This window comes from Candidatus Saccharibacteria bacterium (genome assembly GCA_012965045.1).
Lineage (GTDB): Bacteria > Patescibacteriota > Saccharimonadia > Saccharimonadales > DTSZ01 > DTSZ01.
This window is the reverse complement of sequence record DTSZ01000001.1, coordinates 686,405-711,127: the sequence shown is the minus strand read 5'-3', so window position 1 is coordinate 711,127 and position 24,723 is coordinate 686,405. Positions and strand designations below refer to the sequence as shown.

The following is a 24,723-nucleotide window of genomic DNA, read 5'->3' as shown; positions in this document are numbered from 1 at the left end:
AGATAATATTTTTTATTTTTGATTTCGTGCTTTAATTTAAGCATAATTTCAATACAATTTCCAGATTTAATTACACAAAAAGGATAGAATGATCAGTCAAAAAATAATCGTAGAAAAAACAATAAGCTGGCGAATAGTAGCCAGCTTAACGACTTTTACTATTGCTTGGATTGTAACTGGCGAACTTAGTACCGGCTTAACGGTTGGTGGAATAGAGTTTTTTGCCAAAATGATTTTATATTACTTTCACGAATTAGCGTGGGAGAAGATAAAGAGTAGATAGATAGATGGATAGGCAGAAGATAGATAGATGGAAGAAGGAAGAAGGTAAATTTATTGGTGTTTTTTGACGATGTCGAGAATGCGAGACTGGAACAGTTCAGATGAGAATTTACGAGACTGTTTACGAATGTCGGCAGGTTTGTAGTTTTTTGTGTCAAAATTACGCATAACAGCTGCTAAGGAGTCTGGTGTTTGCTTGTCAAAGAACTTTCCAGTTATGGCGTTGATGTAGTCCAGCGCACCACCACCTTTGTAGGCAATAACTGGTGTGCCGGTAGCCATGGCCTCTACAGGGACGATGCCAAAGTCATCAAGCCCTGGAAACAGCAAGGCTTCGGCGCCGCTCATACGGTCGACAACCTCGTCGTCAGACGCGTCCGTAATAAATTTTACTGTTGGCCCAGCGATTGCACGGAGTTGTTGGTGCATCGGTCCACGCCCAACAACTAACAAGCTTTTGTTAGTTTTGTTAGCAGCCGTAATAGCCAGATCAAAGCGTTTGTAATGAACCTGTCGCCCCACAACTACAAAGCCACTGCGCTTGGCAGTGCTTAAATTAAATCGTTCGATGTCTATGGGCGGAAACACTACTTCGGACGGACGGTCGTAGTACTTTTTTATTTCTCTGGCAATGTGCGTAGAATTCGCCAACATAATGTCGGGGTTTTGGGCGGCAAGGTAATCCCAACGGCGACTGCCTTTAATTGTTGTACGTAAGTAGGCTTTTGCAAAGGGATCAATAAAGCCAATAGCCCGACGCTTTAAATATTCCTCGTAGCGAGACCAGTAATAGTGAGTTGGAGCGTGACAATAGCAAATGTGGAGTGCGTCTGGTCGAGTTTTTACAGCTTTAGCCTCTGCACCTGAGGAAGAAATAACTACATCGTAGTCGGTTAAATCTAGACCTCCAAAAGCTCGGCGGCGCAACAACGGAAACAATTGATGTTTAGACTTTGCCCCAGGAATGCTTTGCAGGAATGTGGTGCGGACATCGGCAGTTTCAAATTTACTGCCTGGTTTGTGGTCGTAGGTAGAGGTGTAGATTGGTGCGTCGGGAAATATTTTATGCAACTCCAACACCACTCGCTCGGCACCACTCGCAGAAGAACTTATCCAGTCTTGGACGATCGCTACTTTCATGAGTCAACCTCATGAAAGAGGATAGATGAAAGATGGCAGATGGAAGATGGAGTGTCGGATAGCTGGAATCTAAACGATAGCAGATAGAGGGGAAACGATGCGTCATAAAAAAAGCTAGATAAGGTCATTTTAGTGGTCTCATAAATACATTCATTTGTTTCTGCAACACTAATATAGTATCAAGAAGATCTGTAACTGACTCTTCGTTTATGAAGTTGAGTTTTTTCGCTAAGTACACAAAATTCTTGGTCTCCAGGAGCGATCCATAGGCAACGACATAAAAATGCAACTTATCTTTGTTTGTTTTTCGGCCAAAACCCTCGGCTATGTTGGCAGAAATTGAAGCGGAACTACGACGAATCTGATTAGTTATTCCGTAGATTTCTGATGATGGAAACGTTTGTGTAACTTTATAAACTGAAACTGCTAAATCTTGGGCGTTTTGCCATATATTCAGGTCTTCAAAGTTCTTTATATCTGCCAAATCTATATTCTTTCTTCCTTATTCTTTCTTCCATCCATTGATGTCAGACAGCATCTTCCCGCTTGAGAACGACCCATATTGTTTTAAATAAAATCTTAATATCCAGCCATAAGCTCCAGTTTTGTACGTAGAACAAATCAAGCTTTACCCGTTCTTCCACTGGAATAAAGGTGCGGCCAGAGACTTGTGCTAAGCCAGTAATGCCGGTTTTAACACTTAAAATTAGTGGTGTTTTGTCACGGAAAGACTGCTCTGCGTCTGCTCGGCTGATTGTACGTGGACCCACCAAACTAATGTCGCCCTTTATAACGTTGAATAGCTGAGGAAGCTCATCGATGCTCCATCCGCGAATAAAGCGGCCAATGCTGCCGACTCGCGGGTCGTTAGGTAGCTGGCCGCGGTTTTTGACGAATTCTTCGTACAGATCCATGCGCCCAAGTTCCTCGAACGTTTCTTTGTTGTCGCGGCCGTTATATTTAGCCAAAAAACTACGAAACTTATAGACGTTGTATTCACGCCCTCCGCGGGTAACCCGTTTTTGCTTGAAAATGATCGGGCCATTGTCGAACACTGCCAAGGCTAGAGCAGTTGCAAGCATTATCGGCGCCGTAAGCACAATAAGCACAATAGCCAGAGCGGTATCAAACCCGCGCTTTACGATCCGCCCCCAGCCCAACAGCGGCGTTGGATGTACGGCAATGACCGGAAAGTAATGAAAAAGCTCAACATCAACAGCGCCACTATAAAAGTCAGCTTCGGCTAACATAAGTTTGTACTCGACGTGGTTATTTAGCGCTGCTTGTTGTATGGCGTGATTTTTATGCTCAGACTCATACAACTGAGTTTGGATAACAGTAGTAATATTAAGTGTTTCAATGGCTTCCAGCGCGTCGGTGAGTGAAGAGAAGTGCCGGCCACTATAACCCTGCGGTACATTAGTTTTTTGACCAACGATGGCTTTTATATCAACTCCAGATGTTTCTGCATGGCCAAGCAATTTGGCGAGGTCTTTGGTGGCTGGAGCATTACCGATTAACATCACTCGGTCCAGTCCACGGCCGTGCCGGTAACCCCATTTTTTTATTTGCCAGACAATTTGGCGCTCGAGTACAAGCAACCCAGCACCGAGCACGAATCCATATACGGCAACTAGCCGAGCTGGGAAGATTGGCGTGTCAGATACAAAATCGTAACCAATAATAAATAAAATTCCCAAGAATGAACCCAGCAGCAAACGCCAAGCTTCGCTGAAGCGATTACTGTAAATTTTTGAGTTATACAAGCCGAGGCTGGCAAAAATTAACACCCAAAATGGCAGAAGTAATAAAAAGATACGCAAGTACTCAACAGAGGTAATTTGTTCTACTAATGGACGAGAATCCAAACTCACCCGGGCAATATAAGCCACCACAAAAGCAGCAATGATAGTTAAAAAATCCGACAGTATAAGTAAAAGTGCGTAGCGGGTTTTAGAGTTTGTCATGCTGTAATTCTATCAAGACGGCGAAGAATATGACATAATTGCCAATTTTTTGAAGCTTTACTGCGGTAAACTAAAAGTAAATGAAGAATATATTTGCTCGATTTAGCACCCAAACGATACTTGCTGTATTGGTGGCCACTGCAGTAATTGCTCCAGTTTCGCAGTTTATTGACACTCAGATTGGCGGCAAAGAGATAATTCGGGCCACTAAAGACGTTTTTGTTTACGCGTTGTTTGTAGGTGTCCTTGTAGCTGCTTATAAGAATCACTCAAGACGACTACAGGAACTACTAAAACTTCCAGTCAACTTATTGTCTATTGGTTTTGTTGGTTTAAACATCTTTTATTTTTTATTTTTAAGTGACAGTACAATGGCCGCACGCTCAGCTGGTTTACTGTTTAATACCCGCTTTTTGGTGTGGTTTTGGCTACTGCAATTAGTAGTTTTATATATCGACCCAGACCTGCGAAAAAAATTCAGAAATGTTTTCCAAAACATTGGCGTGGGGCTGATTATTTTCACTTTAGTGCAGGTGGTAGTGTTGCCGCCCGACTTTTTTAGCTTTTTAGGCTATGAATATAGCTCTGGCTTGAGCTATCAAACCGTGGATAATGACCCGAGCTTGCCACGCTATAGTGCCACTACAAGAGGCCCGAATGAACTTGGCGCCTTTTTAGTTATTTTTCTTACCCTGACGATAGCGAACTATTTCGCCAAAGATTCTTTTACTAAAAAGAAGATGTGGATACTAATTGCGGGGCTTATTAGTATGTATTTTACATATTCACGCAGCGCTGCACTTGGACTGGCGCTAGCGTGTGGGCTACTGGCGCTTAAGCTACTGAGTAAAAAGCAGTTGTTTATTGCTTTGGCGGTAGGTGCAGTGTTGAGCGTGGGACTATTAATGGCAAGTGGGCAGTCGCAGACTGTGCAGCGGATTATTTTTCATGACGAGAACGATAGTCAAGAAATCGATTCCAACCAAATTCGGCTACAAAAATTAAACGAATCAGTACAAGAAATTAAATATCAACCACTTGGGTACGGTTTAGGATCGGCAGGACCAGCTAGTTTTTATGACGAGCCATCGGTTTCTGACAACTACTACATTCAAATAACTAAAGAACTTGGCGTTGCCGGCTTTCTGCTGTTTGTAGCTGTGGTAGTTGTTGCTCTGCGTTCAGTGGCAGCGAATAACTATCAGCTATTTGCTGCTGGTGTTGGTTTGAGCTTTGTTGCGTTGCTTAGCCACGTGTGGGTGGACGACCTCGTTTCGTACGCCTGGTGGGGATTATGCGCACTTGCAATTGCCAAGAGCCAAGCAAACTTGTTACCATCAAGCTCATGATTACAGTAATTGTCGCTGGAGGGCAGGGCACTCGGCTTTGGCCACTCTCCACATCTAAAAAGCCAAAACACCTTATGTCACTATCGGGCGAAGAGTCGCTTTTGCAGGACTCGTATGCGCGCGCAAAATTATGTTCGGACGAAGTGTATGTAGTCACTGATGGAACCCATTCGCTGCTCGTACAGCAACAATTACCAGATCTTGATCCGTCGCGGATAATTATCGAAGCCGGTCGACGCGGAACGGCGTCGTGTATTACATTAGCGCTAGCTGAAATTTCTAAAAATCATGACCAAAACACACCTATTGGCTTTATTCATGCCGATCATCACATTCAAAATAAAGAGGGTTTTGCAGAAGCGGTTCAGTTTGCTGCTAAATGTTCGATCGAATATGACGCGATCGCTTTGATTGGAATTGTTCCAGACTACGCAGCAACCGGCTTTGGCTACATTAAAGTTGGTAAGCGCTTAGACGGAGCTTTTGAAGTTGATATGTTTAAAGAAAAACCAGATGTAAAAACTGCAGAAGAATACTTTGAAAGTGGCAAATATTTGTGGAATCTTGGTTTGTTTGCGGCTCCAATAAGAATTTTCAAACGAGAACTCGAAAAACACTCTAGTGATTTAGCCAAGGCACTGACCGATCTTGCTAAGCTGGAGGGCGATGAACAAAAAGACTACTATTTAAGCCTTGAAAATCAGCCAATCGAACCAGCTTTGATTGAAAAAAGTAAAAACGTAGTGGTGCCGGGCACTTTTGACTGGATGGATATTGGTTCTTATAAGGACTTGCATGAAGCCATGCCAAAAAGTGATGAATTCGAAAACGCCGTCCGCGGAAACGCCGAAATAATTGACTCCCGAAATTGCATGATTGTGAGTCACGACAAACCAGTAGCGATAATTGGTCTTGATGACATTGCAGTTATTGATACTCCAGACGGACTCTTGGTGTGCCATAAAAGTCATTCCCAAAAAGTAAAGCAAGCTGCCAAAAAAATACAATCTGCTTAGAAGATAGAAGATAGAAGATAGAAGATAGAAGATAGAAGATAGAATTTGGTAGTTTTAGGGCTGGTAAGATAACTACGGGCAACTGGGGAGTGGCGCTATAATAAAGCATTGAATATTAATGTCGCTACACCATTGCTGCAAAATTATTTTAAAATAGTTAAAAAATAGATTTAAAATAATTTTTTTGTGATGGTGACTTGTTGGATGAAAAAGACATAGGCTTTGTGATTGTCTTGAAGCTGAGAGTTTGCGGCTTAATTTCTACCGTGCTTTTGCCGTATACTATTAAGCATGACCAAGATTACAAAAAAGCAGAAACAGGTCTTAGATTTTATAATTAATTTTTTGGACGAACATGGCTATAGCCCCAGTTACCGCGAAATAAAAGACGGACTTAATTACAATTCTGTTGCCACTGTAGCTAAACACATCGATAACCTCTACATTGCTGGGTTAATTCGAAAAAAAGAAAATGAAGCCCGCACTATTGAGGTGGTTGGGCGCAGTTTTGACCATTTAAAAACTCGCCGACCCGCCACAGAAGCTGAAGAAAAATGGCTGGTTGGTGAAGTCGAGCGTCAATTTAGTATTTATGAATCTGGCGAGGTGCAAGAGCAAACCAAATTGGACGAATTGTATGTACTTGTCGGAGCATTGAAGATTTTAGGCCTGCAGGGTCCATTTACTGTGTATGCGGGCAGATTACGAGCCATTCAAAACGGAGTAAATAATGCAGAAAGTAACTAAAGCAGTTATCCCGGCAGCTGGCTTAGGCACGCGGTTTTTGCCGCAAACAAAAGCCATGCCAAAAGAGATGCTGCCAATTATTGATAAACCAGTTATTCAAATTGTGGTTGAAGAGTTAGTGGCAGTTGGCGTAACGGATATCATTATTGTTACCGGTGCACAAAAACGAGCAATTGAAGACCATTTTGATAGGTCGGTTGAGCTAGAACAGGCGCTGATTGAAAAAGGTAAGCAAGAATTTGCAGATGAAATTAAACGAATTGGTGATTTGGCTAACTTTATTTATGTTCGGCAAAAGGGTGAGCCAAAAGGAAACGCGCGGCCAGTATTGAACGCTGCTCATTTAATTGGCGATGAACCTTTTTTTGTATTGTTTCCAGATGACTTTTTTAAGACGACTAATGTTAGCCGAGCGCAGCAGCTGCTTGACGCTTACGGCGCAACTGGCGGGTCGGTAATTTCGTTGATCGAAATCGCCATGGAAGACACTTCAAAATACGGTGTAGCAGAACTAGGGCAAGAGTTATCTGACGACTTTTATCAGATTAAAAGTTTGGTAGAAAAACCCGGTCCAGACAAAGCTCCGTCGCATTTTGGTTCTGTTGCTGGCTATTTACTTACTCCAGACTTATTACCAATTTTAGAACAAGAAAAAGTTGGCCATGGTGGCGAGATAGTTCTAGCCGACGCAATTAACGAACTCGCTCAAAAGTCCAAGGTGTACGGCAAGGTTATTGACGGAATTTATCACGATTCTGGTAACAAACTTAGTTATCTTAAAGCCATAATCGACCTCGGTCTCGACAACCCAGATTTTGGCCATGACTTGCGAAAGTATTTGCAGACACGTTTATAGTTGCTTCAAGGGGTGACTAGTCGTTATACTAGCCGTTAGTCTTTCCTTAGGGAAAAGAGCAGGGCTGGTCTGCATTCATGCAGATAAAAATTGCGTTTTTTAAAGCCCGATGAGAAAAACCGTAGGTTTGCCTCATTAGCGCAAGCATAAATCCCGGGTAGCTCAATGGTGGAGCAGGAAGCTGTTAACTTCAAGGTTGCCGGTTCAAGTCCGGCCCCGGGAGCCAAACTAAAATAACGTCCATTTTGGGCGTTATTTTAGTTTTAGCACTCTTGGAGTGCAAACTTGAACCGGTGTTGGCGGTGAAGCATGCTGGGAGTATGTTGCAAGGAAACTTTCTACATCGAACTTGTTGGATTGAACGAAATTACGGGGTGAGAACCGCCATTGACAGTTTGCAAGAGAATAAACAGACGAAAACTTTGATTTCGATCTAGTTTTTCTGGGCTTGCAGAATGTGAGGCAGAATGTGAGGCAGAATGTGACCGAGTTTGGCCCGAGATCATTTTTTAATAAATGAAGGGTTCAGCAAGCATCAAATTTTGATTACAAAGCATAGTTTTGCCAGCACGATGCCAACAACCTTAACTTTTCTAAGAGCTATGTCAAATCAGACTACTAGCTTTAGTTTTAAGAAACTGGTTTTTTGTTGAATTTCTAATTATTAACTTAAAAATTTGTTATCCACAAATATGTGAGAAAACTATATACCTCTATACGGTTTGCTGCGCTGCTAGGTCCGACAATATAAATATTAAATAACGGAGGCCGTAATGAGATTCTTGGCTTGGATATTGTTTGGGGCTTTGGCTGGTTGGATAGCATCTAAGATAATGAACACCGACGCGCAACAAGGAGCTCTTGCTAATATTGTGGTTGGTATTGTCGGTGCTATGATTGGTGGTTTTTTAGTGAGTGCTATTGGCGGGGATGACGCTGACGGTTTTGATTTATATAGCTTGTTTGTAGCTGTAACTGGGTCGGTGATATTTATTGGGATACTAAAAGCGGTACGAAAATAATGGCAGACTACCGCACAAAAGAAATCAAAGAAGCGAGAACGGGTGTTGATAGCAGTGGCTCGGTTGTAGAAGAGAGAATTCGTTCAGTAGAAACTGAAATTGGGTCTAAGGCAAGGGTCGTTAATGTTATTTGGTATATCTACGGGCTTATTGCGGTACTTCTTGGTCTGCGAATGGTGTTGAAGCTTTTTGGAGCAAATAGCGGCAATGCCTTCGTTGAGTTTATATATTCCACTAGTGGCGTCTTGAGCGCGCCGTTTGATAGCATATTTGGAGTCACCCAATCCGAAGCTGGTAGTAACCAGGCAGTGTTTGAGCCAAGTATTTTAGTAGCAATAGCGGTTTATGGTCTCATTGCTTGGGGCATAGCTAAACTAGTGGTTTTAAACGAAAAAGAGTACTAAACAAAGTGAAACTAACTGTAATCAGGTAGCCCAACTGAAGGCTGCCTAGTAGTTGCTATTTCTTTCATATTTGATGGTAATATACTGTTATGGCGGGGCTTAGAAAAGCAGATAAGCAGAATTTACGCAGATTGAACATATTTGCTGGGTTGCTTCATAGCACCTTAGCTGTTCTTGTTTTAGTCGCCTCAAACTCATTTTCGCTACCTGTTACTGCCACCTACTTAGCTGGGCCGCCGGGGTCAAGCTTTACTGATCCTGTCACCCTGTTTAATCTGCAAATTGGACCAGCTGTTGCCTTGTTTTTGGGCTTGTCGGCATTGTTCCACTTTTTAGTAGCATCGAATAAGTTTTTTAGTAGTTACATTGCAGGACTAAAAAATAATATTAATGTTTTTCGGTGGGTAGAATATTCATTCAGCTCAACACTCATGATTATTTTAATAGCACTTATTACAGGTATTAGTAGCTACGCGGCACTGATAGCCATCGCCGGGGTGAATGTAGCAATGATTTTATTTGGCTGGCTGCAAGAGAAGTATGAAAAACCAGGTAACGGCAACTGGTTGCCGTTTGTGTTTGGGAGTATAGCTGGAATTATTCCGTGGCTTGTCATATTGATTGCTGTAATTGCACCTGGCAACCCGACAGATGCGTCTCCGCCGGCATTTGTGTACGGCATAATTATTTCAATATTCTTGCTATTTAACTCGTTCGCCTACGTGCAATTTAAGCAGTATCAGGCCCGCGGCAAGTGGAAGAATTATCTGCGCGGCGAAAAAGCCTATATTATTTTGAGCTTTACCGCAAAAGCCGCTCTAGCAATTCAAATTTTTGCGAATACTTTAATACCGAGTTAAGTATCTCCTAACTAGTTTTCGTCGCCAGTTTTGTCGCCACCAAGTAAATCTTTAACTTTATTATAGGCCTTGTCGTCGAGCGTGCCGGGTATTGCATCTGTTAGTTTGTTCATAGCCTCGTCAACCATGTTAGCTCCTTTTAAGCCAGTGTTTGTAGCACCATCACGGACTGATTGAGTAGATTCTACGACTTGATCAATAATTTTATCGTCAATTGTGCCTGGAATAGCGCTTTTAATTTTGTCTGTTAGTGACATAAACATTTTCCCCTGATTAGTGTAGTTATGAATTGTACGGACGAGGGCATTAAATAAGTGTTAACTGCCACCTAGAACTCGACGTAGTCGGTATATACTAAAGGGCATGCCAAATAAAAGAAGTGAATATTTTTATATAGATATTAATCTTACCAACAAACACCTGACGTAGTTAAATCAGCCGTAGCGCCAACATGATCGCTGCCATTACCGCCATTACAAAGTCTTCAAAAAAGCTTACAGTCGAAAGTGGTAATTTAATGATGTTCCCCAAACACGCACATTGAATGGTTTGTTTTTTAACAAACACCTGTTTATATACACCTGCAGCGGCGACAGTGCCAATAAGTAGTGTTAGCGCCTCTCGAATTATGCCAATAGCGCCTGCTAAGAATAAAATTGCTAACCCAAGTTGTATAAACGGATATGCATAAGTGTAGGTTTTAGATTTTTGAGCGATAAGATCATAACCAGGAAACATCATCACAAACATTTTGTAGCCAGCTAACTTAAAGCCAGCAAAGGTCAGCATAAATACTCCCATAAACCACCGTAAGTACTCTTGAAAGGTTTGAGTGGCAGATTGGCTATACAGTGCGTAGGACGCAATTAAAATTACCGCTACAATGGCGCCAAATTTGATGTATTCAGTAGTTGTAGATGCCGGTGGAGTGTGGTGAGAGTGATGATCCATGAATGTAATTGTAGACTACTTACATCAGCTAAGACAAAAAACTTACAGTTGCTATACTAAGCTTTGGAAATAAAAGAGGAGGCGTTAATGAATAAAAATATTATTGCAGGTGTAAGTGTGCTTATTATCGGGTTTGGGTTGATTGGCTTTTTGTTATTGAACGATGGTGATGCAAATAACAATGAGTCAAATGAAACAACCACAGAGACGGCAAGCCAAGATGAGCTACCAGTAAATTCCAGTGATTCTGCCTCTGGCACAGCCCTGAGCGGTTCGCCAGAAGCCCAGCAGTCTGACACCCCCGGTGATTTAACCGGTCCCGGCGAAACCGTTGACGTGGACATGAGTAATTTTGAATTTTCGACTGATTTAATTACGGCCAGCCCAGGTGACACGGTTACAGTAAACCTGATCAACTCCGGTGGAACTCATGACTTTGTGATCGATGAGTTTGGTGTACAGAGTGAAACTATTAATACTGGCGAGACAACTAGCGTAACGTTTACAGTACCAGCCGATGCCGAGGGTGAATATGAGTACTACTGCAGTATCGGCAATCACCGCGAGCAAGGAATGGTGGGCACACTCGTCGTTCAATAGAGTAGAATAGTGCTAGATGAGAAAGTTCTGGCACACCTTTAAACAAAATTTATTCGTTAAAAATCCTAAACCGCATTATTCAGTACTGGGAACGGTATTTGCTGTCTACTTTTACGGTGAATCGTTGGCTCCGTCTTTAATCCCCCGTAATACGCTTAACCAAGTGCTACTGAGCGCCCTGACTATAATGATTTTTTATGTGATAGGTGAGCGGCTGGGGGCAGCTTGGCGGCGGCATGCAAAGTATACGGCGCCTGCTTTTACCCGCAGAACATACATAGCCTATGTGGCCTTGTTGTTGATCTATGCCGTGACTGTAACCGTTCAACGGATGAATTGGCAGACACAGCAGCGTCACGCAATGGGACTAGAAACAACTACCCCTAACGTGGCAGTTGTATTGATTCTTAGCATTGTTTCAATAGTTGTTATTAGCATGATAGTTAGCTGTATTAAACGATTGTATCGAATGCTTGTAAGAGTGTACGCTCGTCGCTTGCGATGGCTTAGCAAGGTTCTGGCGGTTGGCAGTATTCTATTTGGTTTTGCAGTATTTATGGCCTGTGTCTTTATTGCAACACGCAGTATTTTGCGCAGTAATACTATTGCGCTTGATTTAAATGTTACGCTGAGTGAGTCGGACTTAGTAAGCGGTTCAGAAAACTCTGCTGTTGACTGGCTGCTGCTAAGTAGTCCAGGCAGAGACTTTGTGGGCGAGGTATTAACGGCCGAGGCAATATCGGAGCGTACCGGTCAGCCGGCGATAGAGCCGATTCGTCTGTATGTTGGCAAGCTGAACGCCGACACGATTGACGGTCAGGTAGAGCTACTCATGCAAGAAATGGAACGGACTGGGGCATTTGAGCGGTCTACGATTGTACTGTATACACCGTCAGGCAGTGGCTATGTTAACCCCAGTGCGGTTGCGGCAGCAGAGGTGATTTTAGATGGTGACGTTGCGTCGGTAGCCGTTCAGTACGGCTTGGTGTCGTCTTTTGTCCAGTATGTAGATGATGCGGACATTGCCAAACACACAACCGCCCTAACTCTTGAAGCAATTCAACAAAAACGCCAATCAATGGCGCAGCCACCACAACTGTTTTTATACGGAGAAAGTTTAGGCTCACTTGGTTCACAAGGGAGCTTGCCAAGTTTTGAACCAAGCGAATTTAGCAGCAGCATTGATGGTGCGTTGTGGGTTGGATCGCCTTCGGCGAGCGGCTTATGGAAACATCTGTTGCCACAAGCAGCCGGCGATATTTTGGAGCCTGTGTATCAAAACGGTGAAGTGGTTCGATTTGCCAGTGATGTTGACCATTTTGGATCGGACTATGACCAGTGGGGAGAAGAGAAGTTTGCCTTTTTATACAACCCAACTGACCCAGTAGTGTGGGTGACCCCGAGGTTGCTGTATGACAAACCAGACTGGCTAGAGGACGAAAACGCTCAAGGAGTCTACGAGCATATGCGGTGGCGACCATTTATTACGTTTGGGCAAGTCGGGTTTGAGTTAACTCGTTCCATAAATATGCCTTCAGGCTTTGGGCATAACTATGACAACGAAGTAGGTCCGGCGTGGGCTTATGTGCTTGGTCAACCCGATGATGTTCAGCTTTTTCAACAGCAGTAATTAAACGCTTAAGCTCGATAAATCAGCTGTAGTATTTATACTAAAGCAATGCGAGTAGTGAAAAATAACATCTATAAACTGCGGGTCAGACTTCTGCATTTATTTCATCCACGCTATGGTTTGATGTCGGCGAAGTCTGCTCGGAAAAAAGCGCTTAAAGATATTGAGGCTGGCAAGGCTGTTGTTGTAGATATTGGCGGTGCGCGTTATTTGTTAGGTGATCAGTCGCAGGAGGATTTTAGGGCATTTATTACCGACACGCTGGATTTTGCCAAGGACGACTATGAACAAATTAGACTTGTCTCGTCCACGGAAATTGCTCAGTCTACGGCGCTGTTTGTAAACGATAGCGAGCCAATGCTATTTAAAAACAAAGTCGACTTACTGCGTAAACGCTTTGCTGGATTAGTTGGAGTGGCGAGCGACAAACATGTTTTGTTTGACCCGAGTGGTATTGAGTTTTTTGAGGAATTTTTTAAAGAGCTGCAGCGGTCGTCTGTTAGTCAACCAGTGCTGTATTTATTTTCACCACAAAAAGACATTGAGCTGAACTTTAGTCAGACCAAGATTTTGCGGTCGGTTTGTAAGCTATATTTTTTACTTCACCCTCGGCGAACAACTGCATTTTGCCCGATAGGTATCGTAGATCTCGACCAACCACAGGTAGTGAAGTCGATCGGTATCGGCTTTGACGCCATTCAAGCCTTGTACCCAGCCCAGACCTTAGAGGGCGAGAATACAGAACCAATAAGTGACATCAAAGTAGTTAACTTTGGCAGAGGTCCGGCAGCTACACGCAGCCAAATACTGCGCTTGCTTACAAGGCAAAAACACGACAGTGAGCATAGTCGGCAACAACTCAGATTGTAGTTGAGAAATACACAACTATATTGTATAATATAGTAATGGAATTCCCACCTAACGTATCAGATCCTGGCGATCAATTACCTTCATATGAAAATGCAGCTCGTATTAATGATTGTATTACAGAGCTAGCGGGTTCTTTGCCATTTCATCTCCAAGCTCATGGAGCTGAGGAAGACGCGGTAAAAGGATTTTTGTTCTACGACGGACAGAATCCTGATTGGGCTATTACAAAAAAGGCTTGGATAAAGTTTGAAGAAAAATTAAGAGGCACGATGTCGATTGATACCGGCGAACCTGTAACACAAATGCAATTAAGGGTTGAGCTAGGCATTAAGGGCACGACTTTTAGGGGTTATTATGCATTTACAAAAGGACTGAATTTTCTTGATATCGAAGTGCCAAACAAGTACCGTAGCACCTCAAATTACGAAAATGTTGTAAACACCGAAAAAACCCAGGCCTTCGCCGAAGCAATTGAAAGATTTACTGAGTTTATGCACTCCGAAAGTTCAGATGATGATTTTAATTCCGCAGCGGGCTCGTTAGTTAATGCCGCAATGAAACAAGGTGCGCGCATATACTCGCCGATAGTCCCACCGGAAGAGGTTTTAAAAACTTAAGACCGAATTTTTATAAGAAAAAGAATGCTTCTTTTAGTGTGTCGCTGGTAGAGCGATTTGAGCCACTGCAGGCGCTAGGGTCCGGTTGAGAATTATAGGTTTCTGCTTCTGTTGATACTGTTTCGAAACGTTCCAGTAATTCTTGGTCGCTGGCGCTGCTGAGGTCGACTAATAGGCGATCTTGGCTTTCAATCACTCGGTTTTTTATGTCTTGAACTTCGTTGCCATTAAGAATATAGCGGACTTGTTGGTCACCTGTTTCTGTATAGGCGTTTTCCCATGTTTCAAGATGAAACTCACCGATTGAGTAGTCGATGTTATTGAAGAAATGGCCCCACGTAACGTTACGGTCGTGGACATGAATAATTGAGGGTACTTGATCATGAAGATGAGCTCGTTCCGCTGGCTTAGAGTCTTCGCTTAATGTGCATCCGCTGCCAACTTCTTCGTAGTAGAGAGGATTTTCAAACATAAGTTGCTCACCATCAACAAAAACAGCGAAATCTGCATGGTAGTGAATGTCGTTAGCCGGCAAAGTAATGAACCTAATAATTCCAAAAATAAACCATAAACTAAAAACCGTTATGAGTGTGGTAGTGAGGGCTGTATTTTGCTTCACGAAACTAATTATATCGTATTGTTGGATAAATACATCGCGTACACAAATTGTGGTAAATAAAATCGTTGACACACTATATGTAGGGGTATTAGGATAAAAGTGTTAACAATTAAACAAAAACACAGTTCGAAATACCGGTGGGATACCGGAGCTGTGCCGCAACTGTAAGGTTAACGAGAAAAAACTACGGTTTTTATCGTTGTGCCGGGTGCGAATTGAATTCGCCACTCGGGCTGCTCTTTTTCTGAGTTACAAGGGGAAAGAACAAACTGAGCCAGATAGAATGTGTTTTTGATGATAATGTCTCGAGCAAGGCGAAATAAAACCGTTGTTACGGTGGTATGTAACCCTTGCTTCAAAAATAAAAGCGAGGGTTTTAAAATTTCTGAACATACAACCAGTCTAGAAACAGCTCCACTAGAAATTACTGGTTTTGATTCAAGAAACGTAGACGAAGAATCAATTCTTGGCTGGGACTTTACAAGTTACGGCGATGAATATATTCGCGCAACTGGCGCTGATAAACCGCGGCGTTTTGCAGCTGTTAAAAATAATGCAGAATTTGCGCTGCAAGAAGCAGCTACCCGTATGGCGCCAGAAGAATACGCCGAAGTTCAAGGGGCTTATGACCCTGTTGCTCGCGACATTATCATGGACGATCGATCCCTGCGACAGCAGAGTAAGAAGGGCCTCGGTCGTTCAAAAATCGCTGAGATCAATGAGCGGAGCGCGGCAGAAGATGCTGAAGTCGAGACAGTCCTTAGTGTCTTGGCAGACGGCACTTACAAGAACCATGAGCTGTTTTTTTTGTCTCGCTGCGGGGAAACAGAGGATGCCGATTTTGTTCACGAAATAAAAAAAGGCATGGTGCGCCGGTGGCGCTTTGAAGAGTCTGAAGGAAAAGTATATGTTTTCACTCAGTCAGTCTCCTTCGATGGCCGCTTACTCGACGATTATAAAACCGCCGACTTTCTAAAAGAGGCCGGCGCGGACTATACCTTGCCGACCGCAACTCCGCTCCAAGCACTGCAAACTGCGATCACTCGTAAAGCTGGCGGCAGCGAATCGTTATTAGAAGTTCTTTCTATACTTGATGCTTGTATTGGGCCGGATGTTGCCTTGGGTCAAAAAACACTAACAGCGTGGAGGACCGAAGATTACAGAGACTATTTCGATAGTTTTAGTGAATATCGAAAAAAGATCTCAAGACTTCGAAATAAAGTTGCAGGGGAGATCATTAAACTTTCCCAGCTTGAAATGTCACTAGGAAAAAAAGAAAAAGCTTTTCAACTGAACCTTGCTACGCATATTCATACAATCTCTAAAGAACAGCCACAAATTGGCGTTAGAGCATACGGTAAAGAGATTGGTGAAGACTACGTTGCGCTACAAGCCTTAATAAAACAAGGTAAAACCATTGAAGCAACAACCCTTGATAGCAGTCTATTTAAAACAGCAATTGAACGAACGGCAGTATGCGGAATGGAGTGTGGCGTACGACCAGCCTCGTCTAAAGAATTGGCGATCTTATCGGGGCTGGGGATAGAAGTTTCTGGCAATAAAACTGCCGTTAGCTTTGAAGGAAGTGCATGTAAAAAGTGTCCAGAAAAAGGCTACGTAAGTGTGATTGATAATGAGACAGGTGAAGTTGATAATTATTGCCGAAATCCAAATTGTCCAACGAACTCTGATAAATCACTTGCCTTAGCAGCATAAAAAAACATAAGCTTTTAAGTAATGGATAAACAAGACTTACGACGAAGCGCTAAAGCTGTGCGCATGAACCTTACCGCCAAAGAGGTTGAAGAAAAGTCTAAAAACATTGCTAAAAATCTCAAGACTATAACTGAGTGGCCAAAAGCTAAGTCCATTCACAGCTACGTCAGCAATGACATGATGAATGAGCCGCAAACCACACCTATTTTTAGTATGTTGTGGCGACGACCAACAGCTACAACCTATGTTCCCCGTTTGATTGGCCGAGACATGGAAATTGTTAAGGTTGAAAAAGACACTCATTTTGCTCCAAATATGCGCGGCATACCAGAACCAGACTGCGATGATGTTATGACCCCTAAAAAAATCGATATCATATTAGTTCCACTACTTGTTTTTGACAAACAACTGAATCGCCTTGGCTACGGCGGCGGTTATTATGATCGATTCCTAAAGCACTATCCCGATGCTATAAAAATTGGTATTGCCTTTGATGAAGATAAAGTTGAAGTTATTCCTACTGAAGATCATGACGTCCAGCTAGATTTTGTTGTCACTGATCAGGCTGTTTATTCTAGGCACTAAGTTCAAGCAGTAAACCAGCTCCCAGGCCAACCAACATCACAAGCAGCCCAGTAAGCACAAATTCGGCAATGTCCGACAAGGCGTTAACTTTTAAGACCCTGACTTTATACACAGCAAGTAAAAACAGCGCAAAGGTGTTCACCGCTACAGTAACCAGCACGCCGCTTTCAGTGCCGTACAAAATTATCGGTGTCAGCGCTATGAGGCCGGAAAAGGTGTGCGAAGCGAACTGAATGGACGCAACAGTAAGCGGGAACTTAGTTTTTAAAACTTTTTCGCCGTCGATTTCTTGGGCGGTGCGCAAATCTGCAAACCGACTAGCCGCAGCATTGAAAGCTTGAATAAAAATAATAACAATTGCACTTGTGGTGATGGCTGCAATCTTAGTTTCGGATACAGTTAAGCCAATAATTATCGCTGTCGTCGTCGATATACCAGCGCTGCTACCACTAATTATCGATTTAAAATATTCTTGCTCGTAGGGCAGGCGAACTTTTCTTTTAAGTATTTTCATACTGCTTAGTATAAGGCATTTTTAATCGTGTATGATTAAACTACGATGATTCAGTACTGGCACAAAACCATAAAAAGCAAAAAATTTAAGCAGCTTGATTCACACAAAGCGGGCTCTTGGATTTATGTTGAAGACCCGACAGATGCAGAGCAACAGATACTAACTGACACGTTTAAAATCGACGAAGGCATGCTTGAAGATGCATTAGATATTGATGAGGTTCCACGCTTTGAGACTGAAGATAATATTCATTATGTGTTTACTCGCTTTCCGTTGACAGACACTAATCTGCAAGTTGTTACAGTTCCAATACTGATTGCTATATCGGGTAGCTACATAATGACAATAAGCCTGAGACCAATCCCGCGATTAGAAAAAATCATGAATTCAACAGAGGCAAATACGACTCAGCGAGTAAAACTCCTGCTAAACATCATCGATCATATTGTCGACGATTACGAACGTCACTTAACAGCAATTTCTAAACAAATCATTAGTGTACGAAACCGTCTACGAGTGGAACAGGTGTCCAATAAAGACTTCATTGGCTTTGTGACTATAGAGGATGAACTAAATGATTTTATGTCGGCGCTAGTACCTACCAACACGCTGCTTAAACGTTTAATGACTGGCCGTCACATTAAATTATTCGAAGAAGACATTGAACTTATCGAGGACCTGTTGCTTAGCAACGAACAATCAATTGAGTCTGCTAAATCGAATATTAAAACAATAGTTTCGATCCGCGAGGCTTACTCGACGATTTCTACCAACAACCTAAACCAAGTTATTCGTTTGTTGACGTCGCTAACTGTAGTATTAACTGTGCCGACAATTATCGCCTCGTTGTATGGCATGAACGTTGATTTGCCGTTTCAAAACGAACCAGGCGCTTTCGTAATTGTTATTAGCTCGACAATAATTGTGTCGTCTATTTTGATATTGATATTTAGAAAAAATAAGTGGCTATAAAAAAAGCTTGTGCTTACTGAAGCAAAAGAGTAGTATTAAATAAGTTTTTGAGCAATAAAAAAATATTCAAACAAAATTAAAAAAGTGTGAGGAACGTTAGTGAACCAAATTGGTTTTACTTGTTTTCTTAATTAAACAAAAATGGTGAGGTCCCGCATGTCCATTAAAATAAAAATGCAAAAGCCCGTAGCACAGCAAGTGCCAGTTCATTTAGATAAACTGCCACTTCTGTACTAACAGTAACCGTATTTGGTTACTGTAGGTCTTCGGTTTCTCCGCTGCTTTCAGCGGAGTTTACTTTTTCTAGTTCGGCTTCAATTGCTGCGCGTAGTTCGTCAGCTGTGCGCGGTACTTGCTCTAATTGAGTTTGGTTGATGAAGAAGGTTGGGGTTGAATTAACGCCAATTTCTTCACCGGTTTTTTGCTGTTGGTTAATAGTCGTGAGAGTACTTGAATCCGCAAAGTCAGCATCATATTGTTCTAGATTCAAACCAAGCTCTTCTGCTAATTCGCGGATTATGTCGTCAGACTGGTCTGGAGGAATTGGTGAAGTCGGTTCTCCTGCCCACAGTGTTTGGTTCTCGAACAGAATATCGTGCATTTCGTAAAACTTACCTTGTCTACCCGCTGCTTCGGCAGCTCTATGGGCTACCATAGCACTTTGATGGCTCGGTAAAGGAAAGTGCCTGTAAACGAAAGCAACGTCTGGATTGTCTGCGTATTCGGCAGTAACTTCACTGATAATTGGGTACACAATGCCGCAAAATGGACATTGGAAGTCACCATATTCAAAGACTGTTACCTTTGGTTCTTGCGCTAGTTCGCTGTTTTCTGACCCTTTTACGTAATCGAGTTCAGATATTTCTAAAATGTCTTGACCATCACCGTCGGGAGAGATGTTGTTGGAGTCGTCGCCGCCTGCCACGATTGCTACCCCTAATATTGCCACCACTACTACACCAATAATAATTCCAAATAGATTGTCCTTCATATACACCAAACCTCGTTATTAAACAGTACGAGTATAGCACTTTAGCCTATGGTTTTGTTGGCTTTTCCAAGCTATACTCAATTCAACGTATATGGAAATAGTTCTTATAGTTTTTCTATTGGCTTGTTCAGCCGGATTTTCTGGCTTGACTCTTGGCTTGTTGTCGCTTGATGTTCACGAACTAAAACGAAAAAGCGACCTTGGCGACCAACAGGCAACACTGGTTTATCCAATTCGCGCTCGGGGCAGCGAACTACTAGTTACACTTATCCTAGGTAACGTATTAGTTAACTCGATATTGACGGTAATTTTAGACAGCATAACCAATGGGGTGATGGCTGTGCTTTTATCGACGACGCTAATTGTAATTTTTGGAGAAATTGTTCCACAGGCAGTACTCGGGCGCTATGGACTTAGTTTTGGGTCAAAGATTGCACCATTTATGGAACGATTACTGTGGTTTTTCTCACCAATTGCCCGACCGCTTGGAGCACTGCTCGACCGCACGCTAGGTGAAGAGCTACCAACGTTTTACAGCAAAGACGAGTTAGTTCGTATTTTAGAAGAACACAGCATAAGCGACGAAAGCGACATTGCCGAGGACGAACTAAAGATTGTGGATAGTGCTCTAAGCTTTGGTGATAAAAAAATTGAAGATGTAATGACGCCGCGCAGCATGGTTATAGCTGTTGGTTCGAAAGAAAAAACAACTATCAAACTAATGAATGAATTACACGAATCAGGCCATTCTCGGTTCCCAGTTTTTAATGACGATTTAGACCATATTATTGGCACGCTGTACCTTCGTGACTTAGTTGCCCAAAAAGAACCAAAAAAAGTAGCCGATGTAATGACCGATACCGTTATATACGTGAACGAAAAAGATAAATTAGCGCACGTGTTAAACGCATTTTATAAAACCCAACATCACTTATTCATTGTGGTGAACGAGTTTAGCGAAACGGTTGGTGTAATAAGTATCGAAGATATAATCGAGCAAGTTTTAGGCCAAAAAATTGTTGACGAATTCGATCGCTACGAAGATATTCGTGAAGTTGCCAAAAAGAATTCATCTGTTAAAACTGAAACATTAAAGTAAGTTGCTCTATACTATAAATGAAATTGAGTAGGAGTTTATTATGGTGCGAAGGGTAACAAAGCCTAATTTAGCGCAGTTTAAAATGGTGCAAAAAATTGGGATTGCAGGAGTATTGATTGCAGGATTTATCCTGATTTTACTCACATCAGTCCGCGTGGTTGGCACCGGTGAGGTCGGAGTGGTCACAAGATTTGGCAAAGTAACAGGCCGCGAGTTGGGCGAAGGAATACATTTGGTTTTACCATTCGGGATTGAACAAGCTAGTATTTACGATATTAAAATACAAAAACAAACCGAAGATGCAGCGAGTGCTTCAAAAGACTTACAAGATGTATCCACAACACTAACGCTTAACTATCGTTTGCAAGCTGACAAAATTAAAGAGATTCATCAAACCATAGGCGTGAATTACCAAGACAAGCTTATTGAGCCCGCCTTACAAGAAGTATTTAAAGCTGCGAGTGCCAAATTTTCTGCTCAAGAGCTTATTACACAACGCGCACAGGTTAAGGCTGAGACGTTTGAACTCCTTAAGGATCGACTCGATGTCTTTGGCATAGTTGTTGATGATATATCGATCGTCGACTTTACTTTTTCTCCGGCATTTACTCAGGCCATTGAAGATAAACAGATTGCAGAACAAAATGCACAACGAGCAAAATTTAATCTGGAAGCCGCTCGTACCGATGCTGAAGCTCAACAGGCGCAAGCCCAAACCCTTAGTCCACTATTCTTACAAAAACAAGCCATAGAAAAATGGAACGGTCAACTACCAACATATTTGGGTAATGGAACGGTCTTTAATATACCGCTTGGGAACTAAGTGGCAGTTAGGAAAACAATTAAATATGTTCTGTTGAATCTGTTTTATTTGTGGGCTGGCTGCATAATTTTGTCTTTGGTTTTTAGTCAACTCAAGGACTCAGACAACGCTGGATATTTAGCTGCCTATTCCTTATTGCTTGGACCTTGGTTGTTACTTGTGAGCATCGTAACGAGTATTTTACTGACAAAAGGCAAGGTGAACAGTAGGTATAAGTATGTGCCTTTGTGCGTCTGTCTGTTTTACGTAGCAGTAAAGGGCATGGTGCTGTAAGTATTAACTTTGCCTTTCACCTCAAGAAGCTTCATACTGGTTTGCAATGAGATTTAATCGTAATTCAAATATGTAGCTGCAACGTTCCCGCCTGGGGGTTTTGCAGCTATTTATTAATACGAAACGTAATATTGAGCATACAGAGGAAATAATGAGAGTAATTACTAACGAATTAAAAGAACATGTTGATAAAAAGGTAAGCTTGCACGGCTGGTTGCATAAAAAACGAAAACTCGGCGGATTGAACTTTTTATTAATTCGCGACCGTGGTGGCGTTGCTCAAGTTTTAGTAAAGAGTGAGCAAGAAATGGAGAAGTTGCGCGGTATGCAAATAGGCTCAATTCTAAAAGTTGAAGGTTTATGTGAGGCAGATGAGCGTGCTCCGAATGGGGCAGAAATTCACAACCCAACTTTAGAAGTTATGGTTGCAGTTGAGGATGAACCGCCGATTGAAATCGATAAACCGCTTAGTCACAAACCCGACAACCTCGACACACTATTTGAATATCGGGCAATAGGTTTGCGCAACACATTAGAGCAAACTGTTTTTAAAATCCGTGCTGATGTGCTGCAGCTTATTCGGGAATGGTGCCGCAGCAATGGATTTACTGAAATTCAAACTCCAAAATTGATTGCTGGAGATGCCGAAGGTGGCGCGACTGTATTTAAACTTGATTACTTTGGGAAAGAGGCAACGCTAGCACAGAGCCCACAGTTGTATAAACAGATGATGGTTGGCGTATTTGAACGAGTGTTCGAGATTGGCTCTGCCTACCGAGCTGAACCAAGCGCTACAAGTCGACATATGTCAGAGTTAATGATGCTTGATATGGAATGGGGCTTTGTCAAAGATCATGACGATGTTTTTAAGCTTACAGAAAAATTTGTTGGTGATGTATTGCGGAAGCTGTACAGCGAAAATGCCGATCAACTAAAGTCTTTACGAGCACCTGAATTGGTTCTAACCGATAGCTTCCCGCGTTTTACTATGCAAGAAATTCATGAACTGTATCAGAAAGAGACCGGCATTGATGTCAGTAAGGAAGTCGACTTAACCCCAGCCGAAGAGCGTTGGATTTGTGAGTATGCCAAGAAGCAACATGGCTGTGAAGCGGTGTTTGCCACTAATCTGCCGGTCAGCAAGTCAAAGTTTTATCATATGCGTAACGACGACGGTACTGCGCGATCTGGCGACCTATTGTTTAGGGGCGTAGAAATCGCTACTGTGCCACAACGAGAGCATCGCTACGACGTATTGGTAGGACAAATGAAAGAGTCTGGCGTTGATCCAGAAGATCCAGGCTTTAAGTATTACCTGCAAGCCTTTAAGTATGGCTTACCGCCGCACGGCGGATTTGGCTTTGGTATTGATAGATTTGTACAGTTAATTTTAGGCCTTGAGAACGTTAAAGAAGCCACCTTATTCCCGCGCGACATCAATCGACTTACGCCGTAATGGGCTGTTCAGTCCAATCAGTAGAAAATTAACGGTAAGGTAGCGAGTGAAAATAACCGCAGTAAAAACAGATCGGTTGCAAGCTGGCCAACAGAACCTAGAAGACGTGGTAGCTGCAGCAGTACCTCAATTGGGCGAAAATTCAGTGTTAGTAGTTACTTCTAAGATAGTTTCGCTTTGCGATTCTGACATTGTCGAATATGACCAAATTGATAAAGAAGAATTAGTTAGACTCGAAGCCGACAAATACTTACCGCGTGAAAGCAGTAAATATGGTCACCGGTTTACAATAAAAAATAACACTCTCATTGCTTCGGCGGGGATTGATGAGTCTAATGCCGATGGCGTATATGTATTGTGGCCAAAACAGGTTCAAGCTACTGCAAATCGTCTCCGTAGTTTTCTTCAAGATCACTATGCCGTTAACAATTGTGGAGTGCTTATTGTTGACAGTAGTTGTACGCCACTACGACGGGGTACAACAGGCATATATTTAGCATTTAGCGGATTTAAAGCCTTAAAAAATTACGTCGGCACACCCGACATTTTTGGCAAAAAAATGCAGGTTAGTCATTCTAGCATTGCCGGCGGCTTAGCGGCAGCGGGAGTAGTAGTGATGGGTGAAGGCTCGGAACAAACACCGCTGGCTATCATCGAAGATGCTAATTTTGTAGAATTCACTGATCAAGATCCAACCCACGCTGAACTTAAAGAATGCATGCTATCACCAGAAGAAGATCTATTTGAACCGTTCTTGAGTGCGGTTGATTGGCAGAATAAAGAAAGCAAGTCATGATTGTAGTAACAATGAGTAGTCGATGAAAATATACCTGATACGCCATGGCGAAAGCATAGCCAACCGCGATTTAGTGGTTGCTGGACAACATGACTCGCCGTTGAGCGATACAGGCAAAGCCCAGGCTCATGCAACCGGTGAGAGGATCGCCGCGCAACTAAGTGGCGTGCAAATCGTTAGCAGTGCGCTAAGTCGGGCACTTGAAACCGCCACAATAATCGCACCCTACACTCAACAAAATCCTAGCTCTATAATTACGAGCGACTTATGTATTGAACGGTATTTAGGCAAGTGGGAACTAACTGATAAACAACGATACTTACAGATACTGGACAACGATCCGCGCAGTATTGAAGCTGATTTTGAGCCAGCAGAAGATTTAAAAAACCGCTGCCTCGCGTTTATTAAATATCTTGAAGATCTGCAGCTACCGGAAGTCATTGCAGTAAGTCATAACGGCTTTGGCAAAATGTTACGGGCTCTTGAAAAAGACAAAAACAAAATTGAAGGCTGGTTTGATTTGCCTCGGCAAGAAAACGCACAAGTTATTGAACTTATGTTTTAATGT

28 protein-coding genes and 1 tRNA gene are annotated in these 24,723 nt (G+C 42.5%); 21 read left to right on the top strand and 8 right to left on the bottom strand.

Going from position 1 to position 24,723, the window contains the following annotated elements; genetic code table 11:
- The first annotated feature begins 88 nt into the window (after positions 1-88).
- On the top strand, positions 89-283 hold the full coding sequence (locus EYO12_03710; GenBank protein HIA92192.1) for a DUF2061 domain-containing protein: 195 nt from the start codon (positions 89-91) through the stop codon (positions 281-283).
- 50 nt (positions 284-333) lie between these two features.
- Here EYO12_03710 and EYO12_03705 read toward each other — a convergent pair whose 3' ends face one another.
- From EYO12_03705 to EYO12_03695, 3 genes are all read right to left on the bottom strand, one after another.
- Positions 334-1,422 carry a glycosyltransferase family 4 protein gene (locus EYO12_03705; protein ID HIA92191.1) on the bottom strand — a complete coding sequence of 363 codons (1,089 nt, stop codon included), beginning with the start codon at positions 1,420-1,422 and terminating at the stop codon, positions 334-336.
- Positions 1,423-1,546: 124 nt separating this feature from the next.
- The gene (locus tag EYO12_03700) at positions 1,547-1,912 is read right to left on the bottom strand and encodes a four helix bundle protein (protein ID HIA92190.1); all 366 of its coding nucleotides are present in this window, start codon (positions 1,910-1,912) and stop codon (positions 1,547-1,549) included.
- Between the two features lie 37 nt (positions 1,913-1,949).
- On the bottom strand, positions 1,950-3,389 hold the full coding sequence (locus EYO12_03695) for a sugar transferase (protein HIA92189.1): 1,440 nt from the start codon (positions 3,387-3,389) through the stop codon (positions 1,950-1,952).
- A gap of 80 nt (positions 3,390-3,469) precedes the next feature.
- Here EYO12_03695 and EYO12_03690 point away from each other — a divergent pair, with 80 nt between their 5' ends.
- From EYO12_03690 to EYO12_03655, 8 genes are all read left to right on the top strand, one after another.
- Complete coding sequence (locus EYO12_03690) at positions 3,470-4,738, top strand: hypothetical protein (protein ID HIA92188.1); 1,269 nt, start codon at positions 3,470-3,472, stop codon at positions 4,736-4,738.
- The gene (locus tag EYO12_03685) at positions 4,684-5,754 is read left to right on the top strand and encodes a hypothetical protein (protein ID HIA92187.1); all 1,071 of its coding nucleotides are present in this window, start codon (positions 4,684-4,686) and stop codon (positions 5,752-5,754) included. The genes EYO12_03690 and EYO12_03685 overlap by 55 nt, the downstream gene beginning before the upstream one ends.
- Positions 5,755-6,045: 291 nt before the next feature.
- Positions 6,046-6,501 carry a hypothetical protein gene (locus EYO12_03680; GenBank protein HIA92186.1) on the top strand — a complete coding sequence of 152 codons (456 nt, stop codon included), beginning with the start codon at positions 6,046-6,048 and terminating at the stop codon, positions 6,499-6,501.
- Positions 6,485-7,357, top strand: coding sequence for a UTP--glucose-1-phosphate uridylyltransferase (locus EYO12_03675; GenBank protein HIA92185.1), 873 nt, complete (start codon positions 6,485-6,487; stop codon positions 7,355-7,357). Before EYO12_03680 ends, EYO12_03675 begins: the two co-directional genes overlap by 17 nt.
- A gap of 151 nt (positions 7,358-7,508) precedes the next feature.
- A tRNA-Asn gene (locus EYO12_03670) sits at positions 7,509-7,583 on the top strand.
- 547 nt (positions 7,584-8,130) lie between these two features.
- Positions 8,131-8,379: a GlsB/YeaQ/YmgE family stress response membrane protein gene (locus tag EYO12_03665; protein ID HIA92184.1), complete on the top strand. Its 249-nt coding sequence runs from the start codon at positions 8,131-8,133 to the stop codon at positions 8,377-8,379.
- Positions 8,379-8,783, top strand: a complete 405-nt coding sequence (locus tag EYO12_03660) for a hypothetical protein (GenBank protein HIA92183.1) — start codon at positions 8,379-8,381, stop codon at positions 8,781-8,783. The genes EYO12_03665 and EYO12_03660 overlap by 1 nt, the downstream gene beginning before the upstream one ends.
- Before the next feature lie 89 nt (positions 8,784-8,872).
- A complete protein-coding gene (locus tag EYO12_03655; protein HIA92182.1) occupies positions 8,873-9,643 on the top strand; it encodes a hypothetical protein in 771 nt (256 codons plus the stop codon).
- Between the two features lie 11 nt (positions 9,644-9,654).
- On the opposite strand, the gene EYO12_03650 is transcribed toward EYO12_03655, so the two are convergent.
- Together EYO12_03650 and EYO12_03645 are read right to left on the bottom strand one after the other, a co-directional pair.
- Positions 9,655-9,900 carry a hypothetical protein gene (locus EYO12_03650; protein ID HIA92181.1) on the bottom strand — a complete coding sequence of 82 codons (246 nt, stop codon included), beginning with the start codon at positions 9,898-9,900 and terminating at the stop codon, positions 9,655-9,657.
- Positions 9,901-10,072: 172 nt separating this feature from the next.
- Complete coding sequence (locus EYO12_03645; protein ID HIA92180.1) at positions 10,073-10,594, bottom strand: hypothetical protein; 522 nt, start codon at positions 10,592-10,594, stop codon at positions 10,073-10,075.
- Positions 10,595-10,681: 87 nt separating this feature from the next.
- On the opposite strand from EYO12_03645, the gene EYO12_03640 reads away from it, so the two are divergent.
- The 4 genes from EYO12_03640 to EYO12_03625 are packed head-to-tail and all read left to right on the top strand — an operon-like array spanning position 10,682 to position 14,311.
- Positions 10,682-11,194, top strand: a complete 513-nt coding sequence (locus EYO12_03640; GenBank protein HIA92179.1) for a hypothetical protein — start codon at positions 10,682-10,684, stop codon at positions 11,192-11,194.
- A gap of 16 nt (positions 11,195-11,210) precedes the next feature.
- Positions 11,211-12,824, top strand: a complete 1,614-nt coding sequence (locus EYO12_03635; protein ID HIA92178.1) for a hypothetical protein — start codon at positions 11,211-11,213, stop codon at positions 12,822-12,824.
- 48 nt (positions 12,825-12,872) lie between these two features.
- A complete protein-coding gene (locus tag EYO12_03630) occupies positions 12,873-13,694 on the top strand; it encodes a hypothetical protein (GenBank protein ID HIA92177.1) in 822 nt (273 codons plus the stop codon).
- Between the two features lie 35 nt (positions 13,695-13,729).
- Positions 13,730-14,311, top strand: coding sequence for a hypothetical protein (locus EYO12_03625; protein ID HIA92176.1), 582 nt, complete (start codon positions 13,730-13,732; stop codon positions 14,309-14,311).
- 10 nt (positions 14,312-14,321) lie between these two features.
- On the opposite strand, the gene EYO12_03620 is transcribed toward EYO12_03625, so the two are convergent.
- Positions 14,322-14,930 (bottom strand): hypothetical protein, encoded by a 609-nt coding sequence (locus EYO12_03620; protein HIA92175.1) that lies wholly within the window; start codon positions 14,928-14,930, stop codon positions 14,322-14,324.
- A gap of 291 nt (positions 14,931-15,221) precedes the next feature.
- Between EYO12_03620 and EYO12_03615 the strand changes: the two genes are divergently transcribed.
- Both EYO12_03615 and EYO12_03610 read left to right on the top strand, forming a co-directional pair.
- On the top strand, positions 15,222-16,646 hold the full coding sequence (locus tag EYO12_03615; GenBank protein ID HIA92174.1) for a hypothetical protein: 1,425 nt from the start codon (positions 15,222-15,224) through the stop codon (positions 16,644-16,646).
- 21 nt (positions 16,647-16,667) lie between these two features.
- On the top strand, positions 16,668-17,231 hold the full coding sequence (locus tag EYO12_03610) for a 5-formyltetrahydrofolate cyclo-ligase (GenBank protein ID HIA92173.1): 564 nt from the start codon (positions 16,668-16,670) through the stop codon (positions 17,229-17,231).
- Here EYO12_03610 and EYO12_03605 read toward each other — a convergent pair.
- Positions 17,221-17,745: a hypothetical protein gene (locus EYO12_03605; GenBank protein HIA92172.1), complete on the bottom strand. Its 525-nt coding sequence runs from the start codon at positions 17,743-17,745 to the stop codon at positions 17,221-17,223. The genes EYO12_03610 and EYO12_03605 overlap by 11 nt on opposite strands.
- A gap of 45 nt (positions 17,746-17,790) precedes the next feature.
- Here EYO12_03605 and EYO12_03600 point away from each other — a divergent pair, with 45 nt between their 5' ends.
- Positions 17,791-18,717 (top strand): magnesium transporter CorA family protein, encoded by a 927-nt coding sequence (locus tag EYO12_03600; protein HIA92171.1) that lies wholly within the window; start codon positions 17,791-17,793, stop codon positions 18,715-18,717.
- Positions 18,718-18,970: 253 nt separating this feature from the next.
- Here the strand turns inward: EYO12_03600 and EYO12_03595 are convergent, their stop codons facing one another.
- The gene (locus EYO12_03595) at positions 18,971-19,708 is read right to left on the bottom strand and encodes a hypothetical protein (protein ID HIA92170.1); all 738 of its coding nucleotides are present in this window, start codon (positions 19,706-19,708) and stop codon (positions 18,971-18,973) included.
- 91 nt (positions 19,709-19,799) lie between these two features.
- On the opposite strand from EYO12_03595, the gene EYO12_03590 reads away from it, so the two are divergent.
- The 5 genes from EYO12_03590 (at position 19,800) to EYO12_03570 (ending at position 24,720) form a co-directional block, all read left to right on the top strand.
- On the top strand, positions 19,800-20,807 hold the full coding sequence (locus tag EYO12_03590; GenBank protein ID HIA92169.1) for a DUF21 domain-containing protein: 1,008 nt from the start codon (positions 19,800-19,802) through the stop codon (positions 20,805-20,807).
- A 40-nt stretch (positions 20,808-20,847) separates the two neighbouring features.
- Positions 20,848-21,630, top strand: a complete 783-nt coding sequence (locus tag EYO12_03585; protein ID HIA92168.1) for a prohibitin family protein — start codon at positions 20,848-20,850, stop codon at positions 21,628-21,630.
- A gap of 424 nt (positions 21,631-22,054) precedes the next feature.
- Entirely contained in the window at positions 22,055-23,359 is a 1,305-nt protein-coding gene (aspS, locus tag EYO12_03580; GenBank protein ID HIA92167.1) for an aspartate--tRNA(Asn) ligase, read from the top strand.
- Positions 23,360-23,405: 46 nt separating this feature from the next.
- A complete protein-coding gene (locus EYO12_03575; protein ID HIA92166.1) occupies positions 23,406-24,155 on the top strand; it encodes a putative folate metabolism gamma-glutamate ligase in 750 nt (249 codons plus the stop codon).
- A 22-nt stretch (positions 24,156-24,177) separates the two neighbouring features.
- Positions 24,178-24,720, top strand: a complete 543-nt coding sequence (locus EYO12_03570; GenBank protein HIA92165.1) for a histidine phosphatase family protein — start codon at positions 24,178-24,180, stop codon at positions 24,718-24,720.
- Positions 24,721-24,723: the final 3 nt, after the last annotated feature.

Coding starts and splice junctions, on each gene's coding strand:
- EYO12_03710 (HIA92192.1), top strand. CDS start 89: ATGATCAGTCAAAAAATAATCGTAGAAAAAACAATAAGCTGGCGAATA.
- EYO12_03705 (HIA92191.1), bottom strand. CDS start 1,422: ATGAAAGTAGCGATCGTCCAAGACTGGATAAGTTCTTCTGCGAGTGGT.
- EYO12_03695 (HIA92189.1), bottom strand. CDS start 3,389: ATGACAAACTCTAAAACCCGCTACGCACTTTTACTTATACTGTCGGAT.
- EYO12_03690 (HIA92188.1), top strand. CDS start 3,470: ATGAAGAATATATTTGCTCGATTTAGCACCCAAACGATACTTGCTGTA.
- EYO12_03685 (HIA92187.1), top strand. CDS start 4,684: ATGCGCACTTGCAATTGCCAAGAGCCAAGCAAACTTGTTACCATCAAG.
- EYO12_03680 (HIA92186.1), top strand. CDS start 6,046: ATGACCAAGATTACAAAAAAGCAGAAACAGGTCTTAGATTTTATAATT.
- EYO12_03675 (HIA92185.1), top strand. CDS start 6,485: ATGCAGAAAGTAACTAAAGCAGTTATCCCGGCAGCTGGCTTAGGCACG.
- EYO12_03665 (HIA92184.1), top strand. CDS start 8,131: ATGAGATTCTTGGCTTGGATATTGTTTGGGGCTTTGGCTGGTTGGATA.
- EYO12_03660 (HIA92183.1), top strand. CDS start 8,379: ATGGCAGACTACCGCACAAAAGAAATCAAAGAAGCGAGAACGGGTGTT.
- EYO12_03655 (HIA92182.1), top strand. CDS start 8,873: ATGGCGGGGCTTAGAAAAGCAGATAAGCAGAATTTACGCAGATTGAAC.
- EYO12_03650 (HIA92181.1), bottom strand. CDS start 9,900: ATGTCACTAACAGACAAAATTAAAAGCGCTATTCCAGGCACAATTGAC.
- EYO12_03645 (HIA92180.1), bottom strand. CDS start 10,594: ATGGATCATCACTCTCACCACACTCCACCGGCATCTACAACTACTGAA.
- EYO12_03640 (HIA92179.1), top strand. CDS start 10,682: ATGAATAAAAATATTATTGCAGGTGTAAGTGTGCTTATTATCGGGTTT.
- EYO12_03635 (HIA92178.1), top strand. CDS start 11,211: ATGAGAAAGTTCTGGCACACCTTTAAACAAAATTTATTCGTTAAAAAT.
- EYO12_03630 (HIA92177.1), top strand. CDS start 12,873: ATGCGAGTAGTGAAAAATAACATCTATAAACTGCGGGTCAGACTTCTG.
- EYO12_03625 (HIA92176.1), top strand. CDS start 13,730: ATGGAATTCCCACCTAACGTATCAGATCCTGGCGATCAATTACCTTCA.
- EYO12_03610 (HIA92173.1), top strand. CDS start 16,668: ATGGATAAACAAGACTTACGACGAAGCGCTAAAGCTGTGCGCATGAAC.
- EYO12_03605 (HIA92172.1), bottom strand. CDS start 17,745: ATGAAAATACTTAAAAGAAAAGTTCGCCTGCCCTACGAGCAAGAATAT.
- EYO12_03600 (HIA92171.1), top strand. CDS start 17,791: ATGATTCAGTACTGGCACAAAACCATAAAAAGCAAAAAATTTAAGCAG.
- EYO12_03595 (HIA92170.1), bottom strand. CDS start 19,708: ATGAAGGACAATCTATTTGGAATTATTATTGGTGTAGTAGTGGTGGCA.
- EYO12_03590 (HIA92169.1), top strand. CDS start 19,800: ATGGAAATAGTTCTTATAGTTTTTCTATTGGCTTGTTCAGCCGGATTT.
- EYO12_03585 (HIA92168.1), top strand. CDS start 20,848: ATGGTGCGAAGGGTAACAAAGCCTAATTTAGCGCAGTTTAAAATGGTG.
- aspS (HIA92167.1), top strand. CDS start 22,055: ATGAGAGTAATTACTAACGAATTAAAAGAACATGTTGATAAAAAGGTA.
- EYO12_03570 (HIA92165.1), top strand. CDS start 24,178: ATGAAAATATACCTGATACGCCATGGCGAAAGCATAGCCAACCGCGAT.